The following is a 12876-nucleotide window of genomic DNA, read 5'->3' as shown; positions in this document are numbered from 1 at the left end:
GGAGCCTGAGCAATGCCTCGCAGCCTGAAGAAGGGCCCGTTCGTTGACGACCACCTGATCAAGAAGGTGGAAGTCCAGAACGCCAAGAACTCCAAGAACGTCATCAAGACCTGGTCGCGCCGGTCGACGATCGTCCCCGAGATGCTCGGGCACACGATCGCCGTCCACGACGGACGCAAGCACGTGCCCGTCTTCGTGACGGAGGCGATGGTCGGGCACAAGCTCGGCGAGTTCGCGCTGACCCGCACGTTCAAGGGTCACGAGAAGGACGACCGGAAGAGCCGCCGCCGCTAAGGCAGCCGATAGGAATCAAGAGGATTTCCCGATGCCAACGAAGAGCGAGGCGGCGCTGCCCGGTGCGCGGGCGATCGCGCGGCACGTCCGCGTGTCGCCGATGAAGGCGCGCCGTGTGGTGAACCTGGTGCGCGGTCTCCCCGCGCGCGAGGCGCTCACGGTGCTGCAGTTCGCGCCGCAGTCGGCGAGCGAGCCGGTCTACAAGGTGCTCGCGAGCGCCATTGCCAACGCAGAGAACAACGAGCGTCTCGACCCCGATTCGCTCCTGGTCGCCGAGTGCTACGTCGACGAGGGCCCCACGCTCAAGCGGTTCCGGCCGCGGGCGCAGGGCCGGGCGTACCGCATCCGCAAGCGCACCAGCCACATCACGATCGTGGTCGAGAGCGTCCCGGCCGCCCAGGCCCGCGCGGCGAAGGCCGGCGTGGCGAAGGCGACCAAGGCCGCCAAGGCCGTGACGCCGGAGACGGACGAGGTCGACGAGGTCGAGGCCCCGCCCGCCAAGAAGGCGGCGAAGAAGGCTCCGGCCAAGAAGGCTGCGGCCAAGAAGGCCGACGCCGACCAGGCTGAGGCCGAGGAAGGGACCGAGTAATGGGTCAGAAGGTTCACCCGCACGGGTTCCGGCTCGGCATCAGCACCGACTGGAAGTCCCGCTGGTACGCCGACAAGCTCTACAAGGACTACATCGCCGAGGACGTCAAGATCCGTCGGATGATGTCCAAGGGCCTGGAGCGGGCCGGCATCGCCAAGGTCGACATCGAGCGCACCCGCGACCGGGTCCGCGTGGACATCCACACGGCCCGCCCGGGCATCGTCATCGGCCGCAAGGGCGCCGAGGCGGACCGCATCCGCGCCGAGCTCGAGAAGCTCACCGGCAAGCAGGTGCAGCTGAACATCCTCGAGGTGAAGAGCCCCGAGTCGGATGCCCAGCTCGTCGCGCAGGCCGTGGCGGAGCAGCTGTCCAGCCGCGTCAGCTTCCGCCGCGCGATGCGCAAGTCGATGCAGTCGGCGATGAAGAACCCGCTCGTGCGCGGAATTCGGGTGCAGGTCTCCGGCCGTCTCGGCGGCGCGGAGATGAGCCGCACCGAGTTCTACCGCGAGGGTCGCGTGCCGCTGCACTCGCTGCGCGCGAACATCGAGTACGGCTTCTTCGAGGCCCGTACGACCTTCGGCCGCATCGGCGTGAAGGTCTGGATCTACAAGGGCGACGCCGTTCCGGGTCGCGAGGCGCCGGCCGAGGCCGCTCCGTCCCGTGGCCGCCGTGACCGCGCCGACCGGCCCGAGCGCCCGCGCCGCGGTCGCTCCGGTTCCTCCGGCACGACCGCCGGTGGCACCGAGGCCGGCCGGGCCGCCGCCGCCGCGCACGCCGCCGAGGCGGCCGCCGGCGACAGCGCCCCCGCCGCGGAGGCGCCCGCCGCCGCTCCGGCAGAGACGCAGCAGGAGGGCTGACGAATGCTGATCCCTCGTAAGCCCCCGAAGGGCTTCCGCAAGCCGCACCACCCGGACCGGCACGGCCCGGCCAAGGGCGGCACCCGCGTGGTCTTCGGTGAGTTCGGTATTCAGGCTCTCGAGCCCGCGTACATCACGAACCGCCAGATCGAGGCGGCCCGTATCGCGATGACCCGGCACATCCGCCGTGGTGGCAAGGTCTGGATCACGATCTTCCCGGACCGCTCCATCACCAAGAAGCCGGCCGAGACCCGCATGGGTTCCGGTAAGGGCTCCCCGGAGTGGTGGGTGGCCAACATCAAGCCGGGCCGGATCCTGTTCGAGATGTCGTTCCCGAACGAGCAGATCGCCAGGGAAGCAATGCGCCGCGCGATCCACAAGCTTCCGCTGAAGTGCCGGATCGTCACGCGCGAAGGGGCTGATGTGTGATGGCCGCCGGTATCAAGGCGACCGAGCTGCGTGAGCAGTCCGACGAGGCCCTGGTCGAGAAGCTGCGGGAAGCCAAGGCGGAGCTGTTCAATCTCCGCGTGCAGTCGGCCACCGGCCAGCTGGACAACCACGGGCGCCTGCAGACCATCCGCAGGGACATCGCCCGGATCTACACGATCATGCGCGAGCGCGAGCTGGGTCTTTCCGCCGCGCCCGACGCTGTGGCTGAGGTGGCATGAGCATGAGCGAGCAGACGACCGAGTCGGGCACCGAGGTGCGCGGCCGCCGCAAGGTCCGTGAGGGCCTCGTGGTCAGCGACAAGATGAACAAGACCGTCGTCGTGGCGGTCGAGGACCAGGTCAAGCACCCGCTGTACGGCAAGGTCATGCGCCGCACCAGCAAGCTGAAGGCGCACGACGAGCAGAACGCCTGCGGCGTCGGCGACCGGGTGCTGCTCATGGAGACCCGCCCCCTGTCGGCGACCAAGCGCTGGCGGGTCGTGGAGATCCTCGAAAAGGCCAAGTAGGGCCGTCGTTCCGCCAAGCTCGGCGCCGGTGCCCAGGATCGCCTCGGGCCGGCGCCGAGAACTGGCAGACATTAGGAGACAAGCGTGATTCAGCAGGAGTCGCGGCTGCGCGTCGCCGACAACACGGGTGCTCGGGAGATTCTCTGCATCCGCGTTCTCGGTGGCTCCGGCCGCCGCTATGCAGGTATCGGCGACATCATCGTGGCCACGGTGAAGGACGCCATCCCGGGCGCCGGCGTGAAGAAGGGCGACGTGGTCAAGGCCGTCGTCGTCCGGACCACGAAGGAGCGGCGCCGGCCGGACGGCTCGTACATCCGCTTCGACGAGAACGCCGCCGTGATCATCAAGGACGGCGGCGACCCGCGCGGAACCCGCATCTTCGGCCCCGTCGGTCGCGAGCTGCGGGACAAGCGTTTCATGAAGATCATCTCGCTCGCGCCGGAGGTGTTGTAGCCATGAAGGTGAAAAAGGGCGACACCGTCCTCGTCATCGCCGGCAAGGACAAGGGTTCCCGCGGCAAGGTCCTCTCCGCGCTTCCGCGCGAGGACAAGGTCGTCGTCGAGGGCGTGAACCGGGTCAAGAAGCACACCCGCATCCGCACCACCCAGCGGGGCTCGAAGACCGGCGGCATCGTGACGCAGGAAGCCCCCATCCACATCTCGAACGTGATGGTGATCGACTCGGACGGCAACGCGACCCGGGTCGGCTCCCGCGAGGACGAGAACGGCGTGAAGACCCGCGTGTCCCGCCGTTCCGGTAAGGAACTGTGATGACGACGGTCGAGAAGGTGAACCCGCGCCTCAAGCAGCGCTACCGCGACGAGATCGCCGGCGCGATGCGGGACCAGTTCAAGTACGACAACGTCATGCAGATCCCCGGCGTGGTCAAGGTCGTCGTGAACATGGGTGTCGGCGAGGCTGCTCGCGACTCCAAGCTCATCGACGGCGCGGTCCGCGACCTGGCCACCATCACCGGCCAGAAGCCGCAGGTCCGGCGGGCCACCAAGTCGATCGCGCAGTTCAAGCTGCGCGAGGGCATGCCGATCGGCGCCAAGGTCACCCTGCGCAACGACCGCATGTGGGAGTTCCTGGACCGCCTGCTGTCGATCGCGCTGCCGCGTATCCGCGACTTCCGCGGCCTCGACGGGCGCAAGCTCGACGGCAACGGCAACTACACGTTCGGTCTCACCGAGCAGTCGGTGTTCCACGAGATCGACCAGGACCGCATCGACCGGCCGCGAGGGATGGACATCACCGTGGTCACCACCGCCCGCACGGACGAGGAAGGTCGCGCGCTGCTCAAGCTGCTCGGCTTCCCCTTCCGTGAGAACTAGGGAGAACTGACCAATGGCGAAGAAGGCCCTTGTCCTCAAGGCCGCCGCGAAGCCCAAGTTCGCGGTCCGCGCGTACACCCGCTGCCAGCGCTGCGGCCGGCCCAAGGCCGTCTACCGCAAGTTCGGCCTGTGCCGCGTGTGCATCCGTGAGATGGCGCACCGTGGCGAACTGCCCGGCGTTTCCAAGGCTTCCTGGTAATCCTCCTTCGCCGCAGGCCCACCGACCCGGTGCGGAACCGCGGCGAGAAAGGCTGACAAACCCATGACCATGACCGACCCGATCGCAGACATGCTGACCCGTCTGCGCAACGCCAACCAGGCGTACCACGACCGGGTGTCGATGCCATATTCGAAGATCAAGGCGAACATCGCCGAGGTGCTCAAGTCCGAGGGCTATGTGTCCGCGTGGCTGGTTCAGGACCCGGAAGAGGGCAAGGTCGGCAAGACCCTTGTCGTCGACCTCAAGTACGGCCAGAACCGTGAGCGCAGCCTCGCCGGCATCCGCCGCGTGTCGAAGCCCGGCCTCCGCGTGTACGCGAAGTCGGTCGAGATGCCGCGCGTGCTCGGCGGCCTCGGCGTGGCCATCATCTCGACGTCCCAGGGCCTGCTGACCGACAAGCAGGCTCGCAAGCGAGGGGTGGGCGGGGAAGTCCTCGCCTACGTCTGGTAAGGGAAGGCATCACATGTCTCGAATCGGACGTAAGCCGATCACGGTGCCCGCCGGCGTCGACATCAAGGTCGACGGCGCCCGTGTCACCGTCAAGGGCCCCAAGGGCGAGCTGAGCCACACCCTGGCCGAGCCGATCACGATCGAGCGGGCCGAGGACGGCACGTTCAGCGTCGTCCGCCCGAACGACGAGCGGAAGTCCAAGGAACTGCACGGCCTGTCGCGCACGCTGGTCTCCAACATGGTGATCGGCGTGACCGAGGGCTACCGCAAGAGCCTGGAGATCGCCGGCACCGGTTACCGCGTCACGGCCAAGGGCAGCGACCTCGAGTTCGCGCTCGGGTTCTCGCACCCGGTCCTCGTGACGCCGCCCCCCGGCATCACCTTCACGGTCGAGAAGCCGACGGTGTTCCACATCGCCGGCATCGACAAGCAGCAGGTCGGCGAGGTCGCCGCCAACATCCGCAAGATTCGCCCGCCGGAGCCGTACAAGGGCAAGGGCGTGCGGTACCAGGGCGAGGTCATCCGCCGCAAGGCCGGAAAGGCTGGTAAGAAATGAGCGCCACGCTGCTCAAGCGCCGCAACTCCGGCGGCGTTGCCGCCGCGCGCCGCACGGGGCGTGCTCGCCGGCACTTCCGTATCCGCAAGCACGTCGGTGGCACCGCCGAGCGTCCCCGCCTGGTGGTCACCCGCTCGCTTCGCAACATCACCGCGCAGATCGTCGACGACCTCAAGGGCCACACGCTGGCCTCGGCCTCGACGCTCGACGCGACCGTCCGCGGCACCGACGGCGACAAGAAGGCGCAGGCCGCGAAGGTCGGCAAGCTCCTCGCCGACCGGGCCAAGGCCGCGGGTGTTGGCAAGGTCGTCTTCGATCGTGGTGGCAACAAGTACGCCGGCCGCATCGCGGCGCTGGCGGATGCCGCCCGCGAAGCCGGACTCGAGTTCTAAGGAGAAACGTTCATGCCTGGTCCTCAGCGCAGGGGCGGCGGGTCCGGTAACACCCAAGAAGGTGGTGGCGGCCGTCGCGAGAATCGTCGTGAGGGAGGCGGCCGCGGCAACGCGCCCGCCGAGAAGACCCCGCACCTCGAGCGGGTCGTCGCGATCAACCGCGTCGCCAAGGTCGTGAAGGGTGGTCGTCGCTTCAGCTTCACCGCCCTGGTGATCGTCGGCGACGGCGACGGCACGGTCGGCGTCGGCTACGGAAAGGCCAAGGAGGTGCCCGCGGCCATCGCCAAGGGTGTCGAGGAGGCCAAGAAGCACTTCTTCAAGGTCCCGCGGCTCGCGGCGTCCATCCCGCACCCGGTGATCGGCGAGGACGCGGCCGGTGTCGTGCTGCTCAAGCCGGCCTCCGCCGGTACGGGCGTCATCGCCGGCGGCCCGGTCCGCGCCGTCCTGGAGTGCGCGGGCATCCACGACGTGCTCTCCAAGAGCCTCGGCTCCTCCAACGCCATCAACATCGTCCACGCGACGGTGGCGGCGCTGAAGAAGCTCGAGTCCCCGGAGGCCGTGGCCGCGCGCCGTGGCCTGCCCGTCGAGGACGTCGCGCCGGCCGCCATGCTGGCCGCGCGCGCCGGGGCGGGGGCATAGCCATGGCCCGTCTCAAGGTGACCCAGATCCGGTCCGAGATCGGCGGCAAGCACAACCAGCGCGAGACGCTGCGCTCGCTGGGCCTGAAGCGGATCCGCGACGTGGTCGTCAAGGAGGATCGCCCGGAGATCCGCGGCATGATCCACACCGTGTCGCACCTCGTCACGGTGGAAGAGGTGGAGTAACTCATGACGATCAAGCTGCACCACCTGCGTCCGGCCCCCGGCGCCAAGACCGCGAAGACCCGTGTGGGTCGCGGTGAGGGCTCCAAGGGCAAGACCGCCGGTCGTGGTACCAAGGGTTCCAAGGCCCGCAAGAACATCTCGGCGGCGTTCGAGGGTGGTCAGATCCCCCTGCACATGCGCCTGCCGAAGATGAAGGGCTTCCGCAACCGGAACCGGATCGAGTTCCAGGTTGTGAACCTTGCACGCCTCGCGGAGCTGTTCCCGCAGGGCGGCACGGTCGGCGTGGCCGAGCTGGTCGACGCCGGCGCCGTCCGCAAGGGCGAGCTCGTCAAGGTCCTCGGCGACGGGGAGCTCGGCGGCGTGAAGCTGCAGGTCAGCGCGCACAAGTTCAGCGCGTCGGCCAAGGAGAAGCTCGAGGCGGCCGGCGGCTCTGTCAAGCTGCTCGGCGGCGACTCGGAATAGAGCGCTATCGTGGCGTCCACCACCGTGGTGGGCGCCACGCGGCGCATTCAAAGCCGGACGTGATGTGCCCCGGACATCCTGTTAGAGTCCGTTGCGCAGTAACACGCTCGACTCAATCGCACGGCCCAGTCACACGCACCACCCGGACCCCACCTCGTCGGCCGAACGACCGGCCGCCTTGCGCAGGAGGATGAAGTTGCTCTCCGCCTTTGTTAGTGCGTTCCGAACGCCTGACCTGCGCAAGAAGATCTTGTTCACGCTGCTGATGATCGGCGTGTACCGGCTCGGCGCGACCCTGCCCAGCCCGGGCGTCAGCTACGGCAACGTGCAGAAGTGCCTCAACATCGTCGAGAACAGCAAGGACAACCAGGTCTTCACCCTGTTGAACCTGTTCTCCGGTGGGGCGCTGCTCCAGCTGTCGGTGTTCGCGCTGGGCATCATGCCCTACATCACCGCGAGCATCATCCTGCAGCTGCTGACGGTGGTGATCCCGCGCCTCGAGCAGCTCCGCAAGGAGGGCCAGTCCGGCCAGGCGAAGATCACGCAGTACACGCGCTACCTGACCCTCGGGCTCGGCATCCTGCAGGCCTCGGCGTTCGTCGCCCTGGCGCGGTCCGGCCAGCTCTTCGGCGGCGCGTGCGACCAGTCGCAGTACCCGATCATCCCGGACACCGGCCGCATCCCGATGTGGCTCACGCTGACCTGCCTGGTCGTCACCATGACCGCCGGCACCGGCGTCATCATGTGGCTGGGTGAGCTGGTCACCGACCGCGGCGTCGGCAACGGCATGTCGGTCCTCATCTTCACCTCGATCGCGGCCCGGCTCCCGCTCGAGGGCATCCAGATCTGGCAGGACAACAAGACCACGTTCTTCGTGATCGTCGGCCTGGCGGTCGTCGTCATCGCCTTCGTGGTCTTCCTCGAGCAGGCCCAGCGGCGCATCCCGGTGCAGTACGCGAAGCGGATGATCGGCCGGCGCATGTACGGCGGCACCTCGACCTACATCCCGCTGAAGGTCAACCAGGCGGGCGTCATCCCGGTCATCTTCGCCTCCTCGCTGCTCTACATCCCGCAGCTGATCACCTCGTTCGCCGGCACCGACTCGACGAACAAGACGATCCTGTGGATCAACCGGAACATCGTTCCGCAGAACAGTGCCTGGCACATCTCGATCTACTTCCTGCTGATCATCTTCTTCACCTACTTCTACGTGTCCATCACCTTCAACCCGACCGAGGTGGCGGACAACATGCGCAAGTACGGTGGATTCGTCCCCGGCATCCGCCCGGGCAAGCCCACCGCCGAGTATCTTGACTTCATCCTCAGCCGCATCACCCTCCCCGGCGCGCTCTACCTGGGCATCATCTCGATCCTGCCCAACCTGCTCATCGGGATCGTGGGCGGCGGGCAGGCTCTGCAGAACTTCCCGTTCGGTGGCACCGCGGTCCTCATTATTGTTGGTGTGGGCCTCGAGACGGTGAAGCAGATCGAGAGCCAGCTGATGCAGCGCAACTACGAAGGGTTCCTCCGGTAGTGAGGCTGGTGCTGGTAGGTCCCCCCGGGGCGGGCAAGGGGACCCAGGCCGAGTACATCGCCGCGCACCTCGCCGTGCCCAAAATCTCCACCGGCGACATCTTCCGGGCCAACGTCGGGCAGGGCACCCCGCTCGGCGTCGAGGCCAAGCGGTACATGGACGCGGGCCAGCTGGTGCCGGACGAGGTCACCATCAACATGGTGTCCGACCGGCTCAGCGAGGGCGACGCGACCGACGGCTTCCTGCTCGACGGCTTCCCGCGCACGGTGCCCCAGGCCAACGCGCTGGACAAGCTGCTGGCCGACCTCGGCACCGGGCTGGACATCGTGCTCGAGCTCGTGGTCGAGAACGAAGAGGTCATCCGCCGGCTCTCGGGCCGGCGGACCTGCCGCGGCTGCGGCAAGATCTGGCACATCGAGTTCGACGCGCCGACGCACGACGGGGTCTGCGACCGGTGCGGCGGCGAGCTCTTCCAGCGCGACGACGACAAGGCCGAGACCATCGCCGAGCGGCTGAAGGTCTACGCGCGCGACACGTCGCCGCTGGTCGACTACTACGGCGCACAGGGCAAGCTGGTGGGCATCGACGCGACGGGTCCCGTGGAGGACATCACCGTGCGCGCGATCGACGCCCTCCGTTCCTACGGCGCCTGAGCGCCGGCGGACGTACGTTTCATGGCCGCACACTCCCAGGTCGAGATCGAGCTCAAGACGCCCGAGCAGATCGGTGCCATGCGCCGCGCCGGGCTCGTCGTGGCCGACGCCCTGACCCGCATGCGCAACGCCGTCACGCCCGGGATCTCCACCGCCGAGCTGGACCGGATCGCGGAGGAGACCATCCGCGCCGCCGGGGCCGTGCCGAGCTTCAAGGGCTACCACGGCTATCCGGCATCCATCTGCTCGTCCGTGAACGACCAGGTCGTGCACGCGATCCCGAGCCCGCGGCAGGTCCTGCGCGAGGGGGACCTCATCTCCATCGACTGCGGCGCCGACCTCGACGGATGGCACGGGGACGCGGCGATCACGGTCGGCGTGGGGACGGTACACCCGGATCTGCTCCGCCTCGTGCGAGTCGCCGAGGACGCCATGTGGGCCGGCATCGCCGCCGCCGCGCGCGGGGCGCGGACGGGCAAGGGGCGGCTGACCGACATCTCCTTCGCCATTCAGTCGACGATCCGCAAGGCGGGCCGCTACGGGATCGTCGAGGGCTACGGCGGGCACGGCATCGGCAGCGCCATGCACCAGGACCCGTTCGTGCAGAACTCCGGCCGGCCGGGCAAGGGCCCGATGCTGCGCCCGGGCATGGCGCTCGCCATCGAGCCCATGATCACGCGGGGCAAGCCGAAGGTGGCCGAGCTCGACGACGGCTGGACGGTCGTGACCGTGGACGGCTCGGTCGCCGCGCACGTGGAGCACACGATGGCCTTCTGCGAGGACGGCGTCTGGGTGCTGACGGCCCACGACGGGGGTCGCGCCCGCCTGGGCGACCTGGTCACGGCCCGTGAGCCGGTGGGGGCGTCCGAGTAAGGGAAAGTCCGGGGTGGAAGCGCCGTAGCGCCGAATGCGATGCTGTGTGCAGTGTCCGAAGGGGGAGCGGTGGCAGACCGGCGGGAAGACCTGCGCGCGGCCGACGTGGACCGGCAGTTCGTGGCGGAGCGCCTGAAGGCGGCGCTCGACGAGGGCCGGTTGTCGCTCGGCGAGTACGACGATCGGCTCAAGGAGACCTACGCCGCCCGCACCTACGGCGACCTGGACGGCATCCTCAAGGACCTGCCCGGCTTCCACCCGACCGGCGGCTCCCAGCTGGAGCCCAAGGCGCCCATGGCCGACGACCGGGACGAGCGCGGCGACGCGGAGCGCAGCAACCCCAAGTGGCTGGTCGGCATCTGGAGCGCCTGGCTCGTGGCCGTCTCGGTCAACGTGGTCATCTGGGCCCTGGTCAGCCTGTCCGCCGGCTCGCCGGTCTACTTCTGGCCGATGTGGGTCGCGGGCCCGTGGGGTGCGGTGCTGCTCGCCTCGACCTTCTCGGTCAAGGTGCTCGGGAAGGACCCGCCGGAGAGTCAGCGCCGCTATCGCGACAGCTGAGACCCCGGATTTGGTACTACGGGGTCCCGCGCGTAGACTTGCCCATTGGCGCAAAGCGTCCACTCCGGCATGCCTCCACGCGCTTCTAGTGGTATGTCCGGAGCCGCGGCTGGCTCAGGGGTTTCGTGACCTCTGAGAAAAGGATGCGAGCGTCGACCACCAGACCCGATGTCAGGTAGCGGAGGACATGCCGAAGAAAGACGGGGCCATCGAGATCGAGGGCCGAGTGATCGAGCCACTTCCGAACGCGATGTTCCGGGTGGAGCTCGCCAATGGCCACAAGGTCTTGGCGCACATCAGCGGCAAGATGCGGCAGCACTACATCCGTATCCTGCCCGAGGACCGTGTTGTCGTGGAGCTCTCGCCCTACGACCTCACTCGCGGGCGCATCGTCTACCGCTACAAGTAATCGGTGTCGGTACCCAGATAACGGTCGGGTTCTGTCGTGCCCGCTCGCGGGAGCGAGCGCGTGCGCAGCGAGAGTTAGGCACACCGTGAAGGTCAAGCCGAGCGTCAAGCGGATCTGCAACAACTGCCGGGTCATCCGGCGGCATGGCCGGGTCATGGTCATCTGCAGCACTGACCCGCGCCACAAGCAGCGCCAGGGCTGAGTCCCTAGCACCGCGAGCTTTTTGTTTCGCCCGTTCCAGCCTCGGGCGGCCCGCCGTGACGGCGTGGCATGCGTGGGGCTGCACCCCTGGTCGGAGGCCAGGGCCCGTCTGTGGGCAGACGGGAGTGGAGCGGGCACAGACCTCCGCACACTTGAGGAGCACGCCCACCTATGGCACGTCTCGTCGGTGTTGATCTCCCGCGCGACAAGCGCACGGAGATCGCACTTACCTACATCTTCGGCATCGGGCGCACGCGCGCTGTCGAGACCCTGGCCGCCACCGGCATCGACCCGAACAAGCGGGCCCGGGACCTGACCGACGAAGAGGTCGTGCAGCTGCGCGACCACATCGAGGCCAATTACAAAGTTGAAGGTGACCTTCGCCGCGAGGTCCAGGCGGACATCCGCCGCAAGGTTGAGATCGGCTGCTACGAGGGCATTCGGCACCGCAAGGGCCTGCCCGTGCGCGGTCAGCGCACCCGGACCAACGCGCGCACCCGCAAGGGTCCGAAGCGCACGGTCGCCGGCAAGAAGAAGCCGGGCAAGAAGTAACCGCCGGTTCGAGATCTCAGCAAACGAATCTAGGAGCGCATAGAGAATGCCGCCGAAGGCTCGCGCCGGTGGGGCCGCTGTCAAGAAGGTCCGGCGCAAGGAACGCAAGAACGTCGCCCACGGGCAGGCGCACATCAAGAGCACGTTCAACAACACCATCGTGTCGATCACTGACCCGACCGGTGCTGTCATCTCCTGGGCCTCCGCCGGCCAGGTGGGTTTCAAGGGCTCGCGCAAGTCGACCCCGTTCGCCGCGCAGCTGGCCGCCGAGGCCGCCGCTCGTCGCGCGATGGAGCACGGCATGCGCAAGGTCGACGTCTTCGTGAAGGGTCCCGGCTCCGGCCGCGAGACCGCGATCCGCTCGCTGCAGGCCGTCGGCCTGGAGGTCGGGCAGATCTCTGACGTCACGCCGCAGCCGCACAACGGCTGCCGTCCGCCGAAGCGCCGCCGGGTCTAAGGGAAGAGACAGAGAACATGGCTCGCTATACAGGTGCCGACTGCCGCCGTTGCCGGCGCGAGAAGATGAAGCTGTTCCTCAAGGGCAGCAAGTGCGACGGGCCGAAATGCCCGTTCGAGTCGCGTCCCTTCCCGCCCGGCCAGCACGGCCGCGGCCGGCCGAAGGAGACCGAGTACCTCCTGCAGCTGCGCGAGAAGCAGAAGGCCCGCCGCATCTACGGCGTGCTCGAGCGTCAGTTCGCCGGCTACTACGAGGAGGCCGTCTCCAAGCCGGGCAAGACCGGCGAGGAGCTGCTGCGCATCCTCGAGTCGCGGCTGGACAACGTCGTGTACCGCGCCGGCCTCGCGTCGTCGCGCGACATGGCCCGCCAGCTGGTGAAGCACGGCCACATCGTGGTCAACGGCCGGAAGGTCGACATCCCGTCGTACCGTCTGCGCGAGCACGACATCGTGCAGGTGCGCGAGAAGTCGCGGGAGCTCACCCCCTTCCAGGTCGCCCAGGGCCTCGCGGGCAGCAAGACCGTCCCGGCGTGGCTGGAGTTCATCCCGAGCGAGTTCAAGGTCCTGGTGCACAGCCTGCCGGCCCGGCAGGTCATCGACACCCAGGTCCAGGAGCAGCTCATCGTTGAGCTCTACAGCAAGTAGCTCTACCTGTCGGCCGGGGCCGCGAGGCCCCGCCGACCCGGAGCGCGTCAAATAGCGGGCGCG

24 protein-coding genes and 1 pseudogene are annotated in these 12876 nt (G+C 68.2%); all 25 read left to right on the top strand.

Annotated features, from left to right (window positions below):
- Window positions 1–12 precede the first annotated feature (12 nt).
- The 25 genes and pseudogenes from rpsS to rpsD all read left to right on the top strand — a co-directional run bounded on the left by rpsS (window position 13) and on the right by rpsD (window position 12813).
- Window positions 13–294, top strand: coding sequence for a 30S ribosomal protein S19 (gene rpsS / locus ACQPZ4_RS47980; protein WP_190249384.1), 282 nt, complete (start codon window positions 13–15; stop codon window positions 292–294).
- A 31-nt stretch (window positions 295–325) separates the two neighbouring features.
- Window positions 326–766, top strand: a pseudogene (rplV, locus tag ACQPZ4_RS47975) (50S ribosomal protein L22); the annotation flags it as partial.
- A gap of 116 nt (window positions 767–882) precedes the next feature.
- Window positions 883–1740, top strand: a complete 858-nt coding sequence (rpsC, locus tag ACQPZ4_RS47970; protein ID WP_433052453.1) for a 30S ribosomal protein S3 — start codon at window positions 883–885, stop codon at window positions 1738–1740.
- A gap of 3 nt (window positions 1741–1743) precedes the next feature.
- Entirely contained in the window at window positions 1744–2169 is a 426-nt protein-coding gene (rplP, locus tag ACQPZ4_RS47965; RefSeq protein ID WP_190249381.1) for a 50S ribosomal protein L16, read from the top strand.
- Entirely contained in the window at window positions 2169–2408 is a 240-nt protein-coding gene (gene rpmC, locus ACQPZ4_RS47960) for a 50S ribosomal protein L29 (RefSeq protein WP_433052450.1), read from the top strand. The genes rplP and rpmC overlap by 1 nt, the downstream gene beginning before the upstream one ends.
- A 2-nt stretch (window positions 2409–2410) precedes the next feature.
- Window positions 2411–2695: a 30S ribosomal protein S17 gene (gene rpsQ / locus ACQPZ4_RS47955; RefSeq protein ID WP_344615991.1), complete on the top strand. Its 285-nt coding sequence runs from the start codon at window positions 2411–2413 to the stop codon at window positions 2693–2695.
- Between the two features lie 84 nt (window positions 2696–2779).
- On the top strand, window positions 2780–3148 hold the full coding sequence (rplN, locus tag ACQPZ4_RS47950; protein ID WP_033357657.1) for a 50S ribosomal protein L14: 369 nt from the start codon (window positions 2780–2782) through the stop codon (window positions 3146–3148).
- Window positions 3149–3150: 2 nt separating this feature from the next.
- Entirely contained in the window at window positions 3151–3465 is a 315-nt protein-coding gene (rplX, locus tag ACQPZ4_RS47945; protein WP_432980335.1) for a 50S ribosomal protein L24, read from the top strand.
- Window positions 3465–4028 (top strand): 50S ribosomal protein L5, encoded by a 564-nt coding sequence (gene rplE, locus ACQPZ4_RS47940; protein WP_433052447.1) that lies wholly within the window; start codon window positions 3465–3467, stop codon window positions 4026–4028. Before rplX ends, rplE begins: the two co-directional genes overlap by 1 nt.
- Before the next feature lie 13 nt (window positions 4029–4041).
- On the top strand, window positions 4042–4227 hold the full coding sequence (locus ACQPZ4_RS47935) for a type Z 30S ribosomal protein S14 (protein WP_190249376.1): 186 nt from the start codon (window positions 4042–4044) through the stop codon (window positions 4225–4227).
- Window positions 4228–4290: 63 nt separating this feature from the next.
- Window positions 4291–4698, top strand: a complete 408-nt coding sequence (gene rpsH / locus ACQPZ4_RS47930; protein ID WP_350611880.1) for a 30S ribosomal protein S8 — start codon at window positions 4291–4293, stop codon at window positions 4696–4698.
- Window positions 4699–4711: 13 nt separating this feature from the next.
- Window positions 4712–5254: a 50S ribosomal protein L6 gene (gene rplF, locus ACQPZ4_RS47925; RefSeq protein WP_433052443.1), complete on the top strand. Its 543-nt coding sequence runs from the start codon at window positions 4712–4714 to the stop codon at window positions 5252–5254.
- Window positions 5251–5646 carry a 50S ribosomal protein L18 gene (gene rplR / locus ACQPZ4_RS47920; protein ID WP_433052440.1) on the top strand — a complete coding sequence of 132 codons (396 nt, stop codon included), beginning with the start codon at window positions 5251–5253 and terminating at the stop codon, window positions 5644–5646. The genes rplF and rplR overlap by 4 nt, the downstream gene beginning before the upstream one ends.
- 12 nt (window positions 5647–5658) lie before the next feature.
- The gene (gene rpsE / locus ACQPZ4_RS47915) at window positions 5659–6285 is read left to right on the top strand and encodes a 30S ribosomal protein S5 (protein WP_433052437.1); all 627 of its coding nucleotides are present in this window, start codon (window positions 5659–5661) and stop codon (window positions 6283–6285) included.
- Between the two features lie 2 nt (window positions 6286–6287).
- Window positions 6288–6470, top strand: coding sequence for a 50S ribosomal protein L30 (gene rpmD, locus ACQPZ4_RS47910; protein WP_433052434.1), 183 nt, complete (start codon window positions 6288–6290; stop codon window positions 6468–6470).
- Window positions 6471–6473: 3 nt separating this feature from the next.
- Complete coding sequence (gene rplO, locus ACQPZ4_RS47905) at window positions 6474–6932, top strand: 50S ribosomal protein L15 (RefSeq protein WP_433052431.1); 459 nt, start codon at window positions 6474–6476, stop codon at window positions 6930–6932.
- Window positions 6933–7128: 196 nt separating this feature from the next.
- A complete protein-coding gene (gene secY / locus ACQPZ4_RS47900) occupies window positions 7129–8466 on the top strand; it encodes a preprotein translocase subunit SecY (RefSeq protein WP_433067053.1) in 1338 nt (445 codons plus the stop codon).
- Window positions 8466–9119: an adenylate kinase gene (locus tag ACQPZ4_RS47895; RefSeq protein ID WP_433052428.1), complete on the top strand. Its 654-nt coding sequence runs from the start codon at window positions 8466–8468 to the stop codon at window positions 9117–9119. Before secY ends, ACQPZ4_RS47895 begins: the two co-directional genes overlap by 1 nt.
- A 21-nt stretch (window positions 9120–9140) precedes the next feature.
- A complete protein-coding gene (gene map / locus ACQPZ4_RS47890) occupies window positions 9141–9992 on the top strand; it encodes a type I methionyl aminopeptidase (protein ID WP_433052425.1) in 852 nt (283 codons plus the stop codon).
- Window positions 9993–10061: 69 nt separating this feature from the next.
- Window positions 10062–10550 carry a DUF1707 SHOCT-like domain-containing protein gene (locus ACQPZ4_RS47885; RefSeq protein WP_433052422.1) on the top strand — a complete coding sequence of 163 codons (489 nt, stop codon included), beginning with the start codon at window positions 10062–10064 and terminating at the stop codon, window positions 10548–10550.
- 187 nt (window positions 10551–10737) lie between these two features.
- Window positions 10738–10959 carry a translation initiation factor IF-1 gene (infA, locus tag ACQPZ4_RS47880; RefSeq protein WP_007073013.1) on the top strand — a complete coding sequence of 74 codons (222 nt, stop codon included), beginning with the start codon at window positions 10738–10740 and terminating at the stop codon, window positions 10957–10959.
- 85 nt (window positions 10960–11044) lie between these two features.
- Window positions 11045–11161 (top strand): 50S ribosomal protein L36, encoded by a 117-nt coding sequence (gene rpmJ, locus ACQPZ4_RS47875; RefSeq protein WP_014440745.1) that lies wholly within the window; start codon window positions 11045–11047, stop codon window positions 11159–11161.
- A 170-nt stretch (window positions 11162–11331) separates the two neighbouring features.
- Entirely contained in the window at window positions 11332–11712 is a 381-nt protein-coding gene (gene rpsM / locus ACQPZ4_RS47870; RefSeq protein ID WP_223099067.1) for a 30S ribosomal protein S13, read from the top strand.
- Window positions 11713–11758: 46 nt separating this feature from the next.
- Entirely contained in the window at window positions 11759–12169 is a 411-nt protein-coding gene (rpsK, locus tag ACQPZ4_RS47865) for a 30S ribosomal protein S11 (RefSeq protein WP_223099064.1), read from the top strand.
- A 17-nt stretch (window positions 12170–12186) separates the two neighbouring features.
- Complete coding sequence (gene rpsD, locus ACQPZ4_RS47860) at window positions 12187–12813, top strand: 30S ribosomal protein S4 (protein WP_223099061.1); 627 nt, start codon at window positions 12187–12189, stop codon at window positions 12811–12813.
- Window positions 12814–12876: the final 63 nt, after the last annotated feature.

The sequence above is a fragment of the Dactylosporangium sp. CS-033363 genome, from assembly GCF_050942475.1.
Classification (GTDB): Bacteria; Actinomycetota; Actinomycetes; order Mycobacteriales; family Micromonosporaceae; genus Dactylosporangium.
The sequence above is the reverse complement of the archived record's forward strand: the minus strand, read 5'-3'. Positions and strand labels throughout refer to the sequence as shown.